A 12,652-nucleotide genomic window follows, 5' to 3' on the forward strand; every position below is an offset into this window, starting at 1 on the left:
CGGAGCCTCCGCGAGAGAGGCTCCGGTTTCTTTATGACGAATGGTTGACAGCGCTAACATTCCTCGCGTACTATAATAAATACCTATCAGACAGGTAGCTAGGTGGAGAGGTGAGAAATGGAACGATGAAAAAGATCCAGAAAATATTGGTGCATGAGCAAGTGTCTCAGGAAATCCAAAACTACATCGAAGAGAAAGATTTATCCGAAGGCGAAAAGCTGCCGTCAGTTGAAGAAATGACGCAAATGTTCGGCGTCGGACGCTCCTCGTTGAGAGAAGCGCTTCGTTACCTGGAAGCGATGGACATCATTCAAGTCCAAAACGGCAAAGGGATTTTCGTCAAGGACGTCAATACGTTCCGCTTCACCGGCAAAGTCAAGATCGAACGGGAGCGCAATTTCCTGCTGTCGATTTTGGAGGTGCGCCGCGCATTAGAAGGACAAGCCGTTTCGCTGGCGGCCAAGCGGATCTCATCAAAGCAAATCAATGAAATTGAAGAATGTCTCGATGAATACCGCAAGCTGAAGGAAGCGAACAAAGACACCTCGCAGATCGATCTCGCTTTTCACCGGCACATCATTAAAGCGGCGAACAATCCGGTGCTGGAGACGGTATTGGACTCGATCTCGGGCTTGTACGAGAAATTCTTTAACGAACCGCTCGGCGACAAGCAGCTCTTTGATGAAACCTATCCTTACCACATGACGATGTTTCAAGGCATCGCGGCACATGACACTAAGGCCGCTATGGATGAGTTTGACAAGATGATGGACTGCATCGAGGAGAAAATTAAAAGCGCGTAAAAATGCCCGCTATTTTTTCCTTGACAATTCTAAAGCGCTTTCAATATAATCAACCTATCAGACAGGATGACTGCATGACTGTATGATACATTCACACAATATAGGGGGATGAACATCCATGGCAAGTCGCAAGAAACTCCTGGCAACACTTCTTACCGGAGCTGTGACAGTCGGTCTCATGGCAGGATGCGGCAACAACTCGAATGACAGCACGTCTAGCAACGCGAATGCAAACGCAGGTGCAAGTGATGAGAAGATCAAGCTGCGCATGATCGAAAGCTTGACAAGCCCGAACAGAACGAAATTGATCCAAACATCGATTGACAAGTTCGAGGCAGCTAATCCCAACATTGAGGTTGAGTTCATCTCCCCTCCATTTGACCAAGCAGACAACAAGATCAGAACGATGCTCGGCGCGAAGGAAGATATCGACATCCTTGAGGTTCGTGACCTGAACGTGGCTGAGATGGTAAACAACGGTTTTGTGGAACCGCTTAACCAATACGCAGATAAGTGGGCTGATTTCGGATCGGTGACAGCTGTAGCGAAATCCGTCGGTTCCGTAGGCGATAAAATCTACTTCATTCCGAACGGCCTGTACGAGAGACAGCTGTTCTACCGCGCAGACTGGTTCAAGGATCTTGGCCTGACGCCTCCGAAAACATGGGACGAGCTTTACGAAACAGCGAAGAAGCTGACCGATCCTGCGAAGAACCGTTTCGGCTTCTCCTTCCGCGGCGGCTCGGGTTCGACAGGTACGACGGACGCCATGATTCTGGCCTTTAACGGCGAGAACGTAAATCTCGAGGATTCGATGTTTACGAAAGACGGCGCATCGATCTACTCCACGCCAGAAGGTAAAGCAGCAATGGAGCTGTATCTGAAGCTGTACAAAGACGCATCGCCACCGGACTCTATCAACTGGGGCTTTCAAGAGCAAGTGCAGGCGTTTACTTCCGGCGTAACGGGCATGCTGCTCCAAGATCCGGACGTTATCCAATCGTTGACGGAGAAAATGCAAGAAGGCACATGGGCGACAGCTCCTCTGCAAACAGGCCCGGGCGGCAAAGCGCTACTCGCAGCAGGCGGCGCAGGCTGGGGGATCGCGGCGAACTCCGAGCATAAAGAAGCAGCTTGGAAGCTGATCGAATTCCTGTCCAGCCCGGCTGAGAATACGCAATTCTCGAAAGATTTCGGCCTTATTCCCGTACATGCAAGCGCGGCTGAAGACGAGTTCTTCAAAACAGGTCCTTACAAAACATTGCTCGACATGTCCAACCAACCGGATACGTTCGTGAACTACAAGCCGGCGTTCCAATATCCGGGCAACGCGCAATGGGGCCAAGTCGCAATGGAATCCACGCAGGCGCTTCTGCTTGGCCAAACGAATCTCGACGATACGCTGAAGAAGTGGGACCAATACTGGGTTGATGAGAAAGCGAAATTGAAAAAATAACGGCATGTTCAAGAGGGCGGCGGCAAGCCGCCCTTACTAAATTCAAAGAGCAAGGCGGTGTCTTATGAAAAATCAACGCATGTTTATCCTATCGGGCCTGCTTCCCGCTTTGTTGCTTGTCCTTGTTTTTACGTACTATCCGTTCTTTAAAGGAATCGTCATGGCGTTTCAGGAGTATAAGCTGTTCGATTTAAGGAATGTGCATTTTGTAGGATTGGATAACTTCAAGGCAGCCTTTAAAGATCCGAAATTTCTGATGGCGCTAAAAAACAGCGGTTATTGGGTGTTCTGCTCGCTAATCCTGCAATTTACGTTCGGTTTGATACTTGCTCTGATGATGAAGAAGCAGTTTAAAGGAAGAGGCATTTACCAAGGCTTCGCTTTCTATTCCTGGGCACTGTCCGGCTTCCTGATCGGGATGATCTGGAAATGGATGTTCAACTCGCAAATCGGCGTTATTAACGACTTGCTCCTCAAATTCGGCATCATTCACGAACGGATCGGGTTTTTGTCGGATCCGAAATGGGCAATGGTCTCCAACATTGTCGCCAACGTGTGGTACGGAGTAGCCTTCTTTGCAATTATGCTGCTGGCCGCATTGCAATCCGTTCCTTCCGAGCTCTACGAAGCTGCCGAGATGGACGGCGCTGCAAGCTGGCGTAAGCTTATGAACGTGACGCTGCCTTATATTATGCCGACAATTATCGCGACAACGCTATTGCGCGCGATTTGGATATTTAATGATCCGTCGATCATTTATGGATTGACCAACGGCGGTCCCGCCGGCAGTACGCACATTTTATCATCCCTCATGCTGGATAAAATTATTTACGGCGGCGATTACGGTGCTGCATCCGCAATCGGAATCATCATGATGGTCATTCTTCTGCTCTACACCATCTTCTTCCTTACCGTTACAAAGGCTGAGAAAGTAGGTGATTTCTAATGAAGCAGCGCCTTCTGAGCATGTTCAAGTTCTCATACTTATCGCTCTACCTGATCATTATGATTTTCCCGCTTTATTGGATCGTCATCACATCGCTCAAACCGCAGAAGGACATTTTCTCGTTTCCGTTGAAATATTGGCCTGATACGATTACGATGGACAATTATGTTAACATTTTCAAAATATCGAAGTTTCATATCTACATCGGCAACAGCTTCCTGATTGCGATCACGGCTGCGTTCGTCGTACTCATAATCGCCATTCTGAGCGCCTATGTATTGGCACGCTTCTCCTTCAGGGGGCATCGCCAAATTATGCTCGCTTTCTTCGCGACGCAGATGCTGCCGGGCTTTATCGCCTTGGCGCCGCTTTATCTGATGATGAGCAACATGCACCTCCTGAACAACCGGATCTCTCTCGTACTCATGTACACGGTAGGGTTGATTCCGTTCTCGACGATCATGCTGCGCGGATTCTTCCAGCGGATTCCTGGTAGTCTTGAGGAAGCGGCGATGATCGACGGCTGCTCGCGCTGGTCGGCCCTTATCCGAATTATTATTCCGGTTATGCTGCCTGGTATTGCATCGACGTTTATTTTCGCCTTTGTTCAGAACTGGAATGAGCTATTCCTGGCCGTTATGTTCATTGATAACGATGCGCTCAAAACGCTGCCGGTGGCAATGAATTCCTTTATTATGAAATTCGATGTCGATTGGGGAGCAATGTCGGCAGGAGCGGTGCTTTCGATTATTCCGACGATTCTTATTTTCGCCTTCGCGCAGCGCTTTATCGTTGAAGGTTTGACACAAGGAGCGGAAAAAGGATGAACGAAACGTACACTGCTGCTTCGGCGGCAAGAGAGAAGCAATTCACGCAAGTGGCTTACGATGAATTCGATGCGAGGCATCACGGCTCGATTCATGTGCCGATTTATCAGAACAGTCTATTCGCGTTCAAATCTTATCAGGAGTTCGACCACGCGTTTACGGCGCTGCTGGATCATCACGTCTATTCCCGCGGCAACAATCCGACCGTAACTTACCTGGAGCAGAAGCTGGCGGAGCTCGAAGGCGCGGAGAAAGCCAGATGCTTCGCTTCCGGGATGGCGGCGATCTCTTCCGCTATTTTGTCCTCGGTGAAGCAGGGCGATCACGTCATTTGCGTTCATCAGGCGTATGGCCCGACCAAGGAGTTTCTATCCGTATACTTGACGAAATTCGGCGTGGAAACGACGTTCGTGGACGGCAGCTCCATCGATAACTTCAAAACGGCGGTGCGTCCGAACACGTCCTTGTTCTACCTGGAAAGTCCGACCTCGGGACTGTTCGAGCTGCAAAATCTTCGCGAATGCGCCGCCTATGCCAAGCTCGTCGGAGCCCGGACGATTATTGACAATACGTGGGCGTCACCGTGCTTCCAAAACCCGATTGAGCTGGGGATCGATCTGGTCGTCCATTCCATTACAAAATATATTGGCGGCCACAGCGATTGCGTTGGCGGCGTTATACTCGGTTCTACCGACATCATGGATCAAATCGGCTATAACGAATACATGCTGCTCGGCGGCTTAATGACGCCGCAAACGGCGGCGCTCGTCGCCAAGGGTCTGCGGACGCTTCCTCTTCGCATGCAGCGGCATGAAGAGAGCGGGCTGCTGCTCGCGGATTTCCTGAGCCGCAAGCCGTATGTAACCCGCGTCAACCATCCCGGCTTATCGTCGCATCCGCAGCACGAGCTGGGCAAGAGTCAGATGAAAGGCTACGGCAGCCTGTTCTCCTTCGTGACAAACGAACCGCTCGACAAGATGAGAGAATGGGCAACGAAGCTGAACTATTTCAAAATCGCGGTCAGCTGGGGCGGGTTCGAAAGCCTCGTGACGGCAAACCCGCTTGGCGCAATAGCCGGCTACGAAGGGACCACCATTGTCAGGTTGTATGTAGGGATGGAGGATCCGAAGGATCTGATGGCCGACATCGATCAGGCTTGGGAGTCCTGCAACACCTAATTGAAAAGAGGCTGTCCCATAGCCATGTGTATGGCAACGGGGATAGCCTCTTTTTTCTTTGGCGGCAATTGGAGCTTGCAGAGCAGGAAACGGTAATCGGATGGATTTTTGGAGCGTGCGATGATTTTGTATCCGCAAGACGTGCGGGCGATGGTGTAGAAGATCGTTCTATTACCGCCCGGATCGCCGGAGAGGATCGCGCGGACACGGATTCTAGTACTAGTCATACTAAGGATGCGCACGGTTTGGACAACGGACGCAACGGTGCCGGGATCGCCAACTACGACGTAAACTCTCCCCTTAAACACAATGGTCTTTAAGTTACAGAGCAGCAACCGGCTTAAGGTAATGCCCCAAAACTTGCGAAAAAAGGCATAAATTTTGGCCCGCGTGCTGAAACGCAGAGGCAGCTGAATGAATTCACGGCCGCCGATTTTAATCACTTTTCTATTTATACCGGAGTCAAATACCTCGAACCACGCCGCTTCGGCTTTGTTCAGAAAAACGCGAAGTGCCTGACGAAGCTGAACGCTTGCTATCATTTCACATCCCCTCCTCTATTTAATCAGCATATGTTGCTAGGTTCATACAGTTCCCGTAAAATCGCGCAAAATCGGCACGGCTCCCGCCTTAACGTACATCAGCCGTTACTCTTGCACTCTATTGTCCATACACTAACTGGTAAAAGGCAGTTAGGGGGGTGAGTGCGTTCATGAAGCCCGGCAGCGGAAGAGCACGTCATCAGAATCGTATGCGGCCAATTCTAAATGATAGAGTCTATTCCGGTTCTCCGCGAGCAAGCGTCAGCAGTCCGCCTCCTGCCGAAGGGAGCGAGACTATGCCTCTGCCATTGGCTGCTGCAACGAATCTACGGGTTTCGGCCGCTGCCGGGAGCAGGGAACGGACTCTCTCCGGTGCGGCAGGCAGCCGTCACGCGAACAAAAGCAAAGCCGGGGTGAAATCGCGTCGAGCGAAGCAGCCGAGTGCCCATGTACGTAAACGGAAGGAGCAAGAAGACATGCAAGGGCATGTGCAGCAGGTGAGCATCAAGGCGAGACCGAAACCAACGCGGCAAAGTCAGCGGACCGTCAAACGGGCCCGAGCTAACCGGCGGCGCACGCCAACCGCAGCCGTACCGAAGCATTCGCCGCAGGTGGTCACGGCAGCCCCGACCCAGGCGGCTGGTCAGCCGGTCGTATCGGTCATCATCCCGGTCATGAATGAACGCAGAACGATCGCGAAAGTGATTCATGCGGCCAAAAAGGTACATCCCAGCGTAGAGGTCATTGTCGTCTGCAATGGCACGACCGACGGATCGGCAGCCATCGCGCGAAAGCATGGGGCACGGGTCATCACTTTTGCGGAGCCGCTTGGCCATGACGTCGGCCGAGGCGTGGGCGCGGCTGCAGCCAGCGGGCAGGCATTGCTCTTCATCGACGGAGACATGGTCATTCCGGCTTCGGAGCTGAGGCCCTACGTCCAAAGCGTTCTGCATGGCGGCGTCGATGTGGCGCTCAACGATTATTCCGGCCCGACCAACAAAGCGAATGTCCATAGCGTCGTGTTGGCGAAGCACGCGTTGAATATGATGCTGCGGCGACCGGATTTGAAAGGAACCTCAATGACCGCCGTTCCCCATGCGATCAGCAGCAGTGCTCTGGAGCGGATCGGTGCCGATGCGCTGGCGGTCCCGCCGCTGGCACATGCGAGAGCGGTGATGCTGGGACTTACGGTGCGAGCGGTGAAGCGCGTGAACGTCGGCAAGCTCAATCTGCTCCGGAAGCAGAGGGAACGGACGAATCCGCTCGAGTACCTTATCGTAGGCGATCACTTGGAAGCGATCAATTGGCTGACGAAGCAAACGGACGATCGCGGAGGCTACCCGGATATGGAGCGAAAACGTTATTTGGCGAGGTGAACGTATGCAATCCAGGAAGTCAGTACGCTCAAGCCGCGCGCGCGGCAAAAGCCGCAGAACCGCAGCTGCTGGCCGGAAAGGCCGAGCGCGCGCGGCGAAATCCGGTCGAACAAAAATGGCCAGCCCGTACTCCGGCAAGCTGCAAAGCGTCTTCCATGCCGGGTACGAGGATGCCTCGGCGCTGAACAAGAGCGGGTGGAGTATCGCTCAGGCCGGCGCCGCAGACGCCAGACACCGCATGAATGCGCGCTGGACGCTGCGCTGCGCCGGGCGCGGCCAATCCGGCGCGATGCGCATGAAGCTGCTGGCGGAAGGCAGGGCGTATGCCGACGGCTTCGCTTCCGCACTGGATTTGCCAAAGGGAATGTGGCAGCCGGTCGCCATGTCCAAGTCGGCCGCGGCCGTAGTCATAGCGGTACCGGGCATGAACCGGGCTGCCATTAAGCAGCTGCAGCGGCTGCCGTTCCAAGACATTATCGTCGTCCTGGAGAATGGGACGGAGGGCGATTTCGCGGAGCTGAGGGAGCTGCCCGACATTACGATCATGCAGACCGGGGACCGGCTGGGTGCTGATGTCGGCCGGGCGATCGGTGCCCGCATGACGAAGGCTGACATCGTCCTGTTCGCAGACGGGGGGAAGGAGACAGCGGCGGAGCAGCTGGCGCTCATGCTGGCGACGGCAGAGGCGGGGGCCGATGTCGTCATGGCGGATCAGACGCCGCAGCTCGGACCGTTTAGTCGCTGGGACGATAGAACGCGCATAAGAGCCTTTATGAATTGGTCGCTGGGCAAGCCGGAATTGAAGGCCAATTCCGTGGAGCTGCTGCCCCATGTCTGGTCGCGCCATGGCATCGAGAAGGTAGGCGTCTCTCAGTTGGCCGTGCCGCCGCTCGCCCATCTCACAGCGATCCGGCACAAGCTGCAGCTGCGAAGCATTGCCCTGCAGGCGGGAGCCTCCGGCCATGCTTCGGTCGAACTGTCGGTTGGCGACCATATCGAAGCGCTGCAGACGGCCATGAAAGCAGAAGGAGCAAGACTGTCATTTTCAGATCAGCTGAGGCGGCGCGCCATCACGGGAGGAACGGCAACATGAACGGCATGGTGGGCATGACGAGCATTATTATACCGAACTGCAACGGACTATCGCTTCTGCAGGATGCCATTGCCGCCATTCGTTTGCACACCGACCGGCATGAAACGCCCTATGAGCTCATCGTGGTCGACAACGGCTCGCTTGACGGCACCTGCAGATGGTGTATCCGGGAGGGGATCACCTGCTTGTCGCTGGCCGAAAACAAAGGATTTCAGTTTGCCTGCAACCGCGGATTAAGAGCGGCGGCCGGCGACTATTTGCTGCTGCTTAACAATGATGTTACCGTCTCTGCCGGCTGGCTGCCCGCCTTGCTTCATACGCTGAACTCCCGCGAGGATGTCGGCATGGTCGGCCCTGTTTCGAATTTCGCCAGCGGCCGTCAGCAGGTGCCCTCCCCTTTTTCGGAAATGGAGGCGCGAAGCGAGTCCATGTTGCGGGTGGTCGGTTTTTGCTTGTTGATCAAGCGTTCCCTCTATAATCGCATAGGCGAGTTAGACGAACGGTTCTCGCCCAGTCATTACTGCCTTCGCGCCCGCATGCACGGATTCCATCTGCTCATGTGCCATGATGTTCTCGTCCATCACCAGGGCGGCGCCGACATCAAGCGCAGCGATTCCGGTTGAGGTGCGGCGGCTCGTCCGAGCGAAACAAGCAGCATTTTAGTTTAATTGGAAGGTAGATCCCGCGAATTTCATGCAATGATCGTTGAAGGAGGGCATTCATTTGAAAGCTGTCATCTTGGCAGGCGGCACGGGAACAAGGCTGTTACCGCTGACGAGGCTCTTGAACAAACATTTGCTGCCGGTCGGGAAACACCCGATGATTTGCTATGGCATCAACAGTCTGAAGGAAGCGGGAATCACGGAAATCATGCTGATCACAAGCCGCGTTTCCGCAGGAATGTTTACTTCGTTTCTAGGAAGCGGCGCGGAGTATGGGGTATCGCTTACTTACCGGATTCAGGAGGAAGCCGGCGGCATTGCTCAGGCGCTGGAGCTGGCGCAGCCTTACATTGGCGAGGATGCCAAATTTATCGTGCTGCTGGGCGACAATCTGTTCGAGGAGCCGCTCGCTCCCCACATCGAAGCGTTCATGCGGCAGGAGGACGGCGCAATGGTGCTGCTCAAGCAGGTGCCTGATCCCGAGCGCTACGGCATACCGGTCTTCGATGAAGCGGGACGTATCATCCATATCGATGAGAAGCCGGCTCAGCCGCTTTCGGACAGCTGCGTAACCGGCATCTATATGTTCGACAGCTCCGTCTTCGGTTTTATCGCGACGCAGACGCCTTCTAAGCGCGGCGAGCTGGAAATTACCGATGTGAACAATGTATACGCGCGTTTGGGCAAGCTGGCGTACAGGCATTTAAGCGGCTGGTGGACGGATGCCGGAACGTTTCAGTCGCTGCACGAAGCAGCGCTAAAGTTTAGCGGAAACGGGAACGATTCGCCATGAAATCGATGAACAAAAAGGCCGGAACGCTGAAGAGCGTGCTGCTCGCTGGAGGTCCTCGGCCCATGGTAAGCAAACGCGGCTACTCTGAGCCGCAGCCGGTCTCGCTCGCGGCGGTGCAGACGCCGGGAATCGGAAGTCCGCGCAATTCGGCTAAGAAACCGGCTGGAGCCTCCGGCGGGGGAACGGTGCCGCAGCAAGCTTCGCGTTCGGGAACCAAAACGCGCTCCGGAGCCTCTAAGAAGCGGACACGAGGGCGGAAGTCCGCCTCTTCGAAGGGCCGGAACCGTCGCCGCGGGCAACGGCGTTCTGCGCCTCGCGGCGCCGCGGCGGATCAACGGCATTATCACGACAACGCGTTCACGGCAGGCTACGAGCTGGGCCGGTACGAAGGCGGCGAACTGATGCTCGAGCAGGCGCTGCCCGGTAATTTGCTGCTGCCGGAAGTACGGCTGCAGGATGTGATCGCCCTCGGCGCGGAGCAGCTTCGCACGCATTGCCTGCCGCTGCTCGACGTCCACGAGGTTTATGCCGAAATGGAACAGGCGATCCACGAGCGCCGGCCTTGCTCGGTCATCCGGCTTGGCGACGGCGAGCTGCTGACGCTTGCGCAGGATACCGTCTACGATGCGGCTACCGTGAAGCGGGAAGGCACGTTTCTTCCGTATGCCGGCGTCGTTCCGCCGGATCTCCATGCACGCGACTTGCTCGCGGAGGCGATCAGGCAGGCGCAGATCGTCGGCGTGCCGCAATCGCGGAGGAAGCATTACCATCCGCTGCTGCATCCTGCATTCCGCGGAAATCACTTGAATCTCGCGGCACACCGGCTGACGGGCTCGACGGTCAATTACAGCTTGCAGCAGGCTGGCCTGCTCGGCAGGCTGCTGTCGGGGAAACAGCTCCTCGTCATCGGCAATGCCGCGCCTTCTCTTGCTCATGTGCTGACAGAACGAGGGTTCATCGTCTCCGGCCTCATCAGCCCGGTTCGAGGAGTTCGCGATGCGGAGCGCGTCATCCAGGAGTCGCGCGGATTCGAATTCGACTTGGCGATCGTTTCCGCCGGTATCGCGGCCGTGATCATTTGCAGCCGGATTGCGAATGAGCGGGGGAGGACTGCGCTTGATTTCGGTCATATGGCGGATGCCATTGTGAAGCGCCAAATCGAGCTTACTCACTAAGGATGGGAGAGAACAGACCGATGAGAAAACAAGCATATGCACGCCGAAGACGGAAGAAGGCGGTAACGAATCCCGCCCGCAAGACGAACATGAGGCAGAAGCAAAGCCGGTTTCCCATCGGTATGGAGACCGGTTACCGGGAAGGCGTTCGCGTCGGGTATGACGGCTTCGGTACGTATTTCGCAGGCACGAGCATCATTATTCCGAGCTATAATCAAGTCCATTTTCTTAAAAAATGCATCGCCAGCATCGAGCTGCACACATCCGGCAGCTATGAAATCATCATTGTAGACAATGCTTCGACGGACGGCACGGAAGCTTATTTACGCAGGCTCGGCAGCAGAGTGCGGTACAGGGTGCTTGAGACAAACCGGGGCTTCGCGGGCGCCGTCAATGTAGGGATGATGATGGCGAAGGGCTCGTATTTGCTGATGCTTAACAACGATACGATCGTGACGGAGCGCTGGCTGGATAATATGCTGGCCTGCTTGAACAGCGATCCCGCCATCGGCATGGTCGGTCCGGTGTCCAATTATATCAGCGGCGACCAGCGCATCGACGTGCCTTACAAGACGGTAAAAGGCATCGCACCATTCGCAAGGCGTCACAATATCCCGAATCCGGCCAAATGGCAGCGAACCGATCGGCTGACGGGCTTCTGTCTGCTGTTCCGCCGCGAGCTGTGGGATCGGACCGGTTATTTGGACGAAGGCTATACGATCGGCAATTTCGAGGATGACGATTACAACATCCGCGTCCGATTGCAAGGCTATGCCATGTGCATTGCGCGCGATTCGTTCATTCACCATTTCGGCAGCGTCAGCATAAAGGCGCTTGGCGATAAGATTGCCGAAGTCAACAATCACAATTCGCAGGTATACGTGGAGAAATGGGGCAACCCGCACGATCTCGTCCACTACACTCGGCAGTTGAGCGTCCCTGGCGGCACAGAACAAGGGGAATCCGCATTTTTTCCGCAGCATGTCGTGGCGCGCGGCATCTCCGGTACGCTGTATTGGGTCGAAGGAGGCGTGCGCCGTCCGATTGCCGGCCAAGTGAACGTGCCGGTCACGCGCCTCTCGCAGGTCGACATTCGCCGCTGGCCGATCGGAGAGCCGATTGCCCCTGAGCTAGCGGAAGCAGGTTGGCACGGAATTGCGACGGACGGTAGCGGCCTGCCTTCGAAGCAGGGGGTCACCGCAATTGGCGAGGACGGGTTGCTCTATTACGTCGAGAATGGCACCCGGCGCAGAGTGGCGAGCGCCAAAACGGCCGAGGCGTGGGGCCTGCAATTGAAGCCCCAGGGCTTGGTGCCGGCAGAGCAGCTCGCTCTGCTGCCGGAAGGATTGCCCATCATTGCGCCTGTACGTGTCGTAGAACATCTCTAGCGGAGCCAAACGGAGCGGGAACGGCGCCGTGGCTGTGCCATGCAGAGCGGGCGGCGCATATGCTATTCGGAGATCGATTTCTTAGTTGCGAAAGGTAGAGGAGGGACCACGCGTCATGCAGCGTATCGTAACCGAAATGATTGAGCATATGTCTCATTCCCATGAGCAGCTGGCACGCGTCTTGGAGGCGAAGCGGCATGTCGCAGTCCGCATGGCGCAGATCGTGCACGCTCTGCCGGACACGCACCCGGGCTTCGGCGGGGTGAACGAGTTGATGGACAACTCGCAAATGACGACGAAGAGCATCGTTAACTACTTGCACAGCATCGCCGAGCTACAGGAGTCGCTCGCGCAAACGATTTCGGCTGTCATGAGAGAGATCGATGTACCGGAGGATGAAGAATAGGCGGAGG

Annotated in this window: 13 protein-coding genes; 12 read left to right on the forward strand and 1 reads right to left on the reverse strand. The window is 55.4% G+C overall.

Going from position 1 to position 12,652, the window contains the following annotated elements:
* Positions 1-125: 125 nt before the first annotated feature.
* The 5 genes from DL346_RS02610 to DL346_RS02630 all read left to right on the forward strand — a co-directional run bounded on the left by DL346_RS02610 (position 126) and on the right by DL346_RS02630 (position 5,210).
* Positions 126-803, forward strand: a complete 678-nt coding sequence (locus tag DL346_RS02610) for a FadR/GntR family transcriptional regulator (RefSeq protein ID WP_112880518.1) — start codon at positions 126-128, stop codon at positions 801-803.
* A 118-nt stretch (positions 804-921) separates the two neighbouring features.
* Complete coding sequence (locus DL346_RS02615) at positions 922-2,259, forward strand: ABC transporter substrate-binding protein (RefSeq protein ID WP_112880519.1); 1,338 nt, start codon at positions 922-924, stop codon at positions 2,257-2,259.
* A 64-nt stretch (positions 2,260-2,323) separates the two neighbouring features.
* Positions 2,324-3,205 (forward strand): carbohydrate ABC transporter permease, encoded by an 882-nt coding sequence (locus DL346_RS02620; protein ID WP_112880520.1) that lies wholly within the window; start codon positions 2,324-2,326, stop codon positions 3,203-3,205.
* Positions 3,205-4,032 carry a carbohydrate ABC transporter permease gene (locus DL346_RS02625; protein WP_112880521.1) on the forward strand — a complete coding sequence of 276 codons (828 nt, stop codon included), beginning with the start codon at positions 3,205-3,207 and terminating at the stop codon, positions 4,030-4,032. Before DL346_RS02620 ends, DL346_RS02625 begins: the two co-directional genes overlap by 1 nt.
* Positions 4,029-5,210, forward strand: a complete 1,182-nt coding sequence (locus DL346_RS02630; protein WP_112880522.1) for a trans-sulfuration enzyme family protein — start codon at positions 4,029-4,031, stop codon at positions 5,208-5,210. Before DL346_RS02625 ends, DL346_RS02630 begins: the two co-directional genes overlap by 4 nt.
* Here the strand turns inward: DL346_RS02630 and DL346_RS02635 are convergent.
* Positions 5,207-5,752, reverse strand: a complete 546-nt coding sequence (locus tag DL346_RS02635) for a hypothetical protein (RefSeq protein ID WP_112880523.1) — start codon at positions 5,750-5,752, stop codon at positions 5,207-5,209. The two genes, DL346_RS02630 and DL346_RS02635, sit on opposite strands and share 4 nt — an antisense overlap.
* 296 nt (positions 5,753-6,048) lie before the next feature.
* Here DL346_RS02635 and DL346_RS02640 point away from each other — a divergent pair, with 296 nt between their 5' ends.
* The 7 genes from DL346_RS02640 (at position 6,049) to DL346_RS02670 (ending at position 12,645) form a co-directional block, all read left to right on the forward strand.
* Positions 6,049-7,128, forward strand: a complete 1,080-nt coding sequence (locus DL346_RS02640; protein ID WP_338066283.1) for a glycosyltransferase family 2 protein — start codon at positions 6,049-6,051, stop codon at positions 7,126-7,128.
* A 4-nt stretch (positions 7,129-7,132) separates the two neighbouring features.
* Positions 7,133-8,221: a glycosyltransferase family 2 protein gene (locus DL346_RS02645; RefSeq protein ID WP_112880524.1), complete on the forward strand. Its 1,089-nt coding sequence runs from the start codon at positions 7,133-7,135 to the stop codon at positions 8,219-8,221.
* Positions 8,218-8,844 carry a glycosyltransferase family 2 protein gene (locus DL346_RS02650; RefSeq protein WP_112880525.1) on the forward strand — a complete coding sequence of 209 codons (627 nt, stop codon included), beginning with the start codon at positions 8,218-8,220 and terminating at the stop codon, positions 8,842-8,844. The genes DL346_RS02645 and DL346_RS02650 overlap by 4 nt, the downstream gene beginning before the upstream one ends.
* 100 nt (positions 8,845-8,944) lie before the next feature.
* Positions 8,945-9,676 carry a sugar phosphate nucleotidyltransferase gene (locus tag DL346_RS02655; RefSeq protein ID WP_112880526.1) on the forward strand — a complete coding sequence of 244 codons (732 nt, stop codon included), beginning with the start codon at positions 8,945-8,947 and terminating at the stop codon, positions 9,674-9,676.
* Positions 9,677-9,738: 62 nt separating this feature from the next.
* Complete coding sequence (locus tag DL346_RS02660; RefSeq protein WP_240633005.1) at positions 9,739-10,851, forward strand: GT-D fold domain-containing protein; 1,113 nt, start codon at positions 9,739-9,741, stop codon at positions 10,849-10,851.
* A 20-nt stretch (positions 10,852-10,871) separates the two neighbouring features.
* Positions 10,872-12,239 (forward strand): glycosyltransferase family 2 protein, encoded by a 1,368-nt coding sequence (locus DL346_RS02665; protein ID WP_112880527.1) that lies wholly within the window; start codon positions 10,872-10,874, stop codon positions 12,237-12,239.
* Positions 12,240-12,354: 115 nt separating this feature from the next.
* A complete protein-coding gene (locus tag DL346_RS02670) occupies positions 12,355-12,645 on the forward strand; it encodes a nucleoside-diphosphate sugar epimerase (RefSeq protein WP_112880528.1) in 291 nt (96 codons plus the stop codon).
* Positions 12,646-12,652 lie beyond the last annotated feature (7 nt).

This window comes from Paenibacillus montanisoli (assembly GCF_003268025.1).
Lineage (GTDB): Bacteria > Bacillota > Bacilli > Paenibacillales > Paenibacillaceae > Paenibacillus_Z > Paenibacillus_Z montanisoli.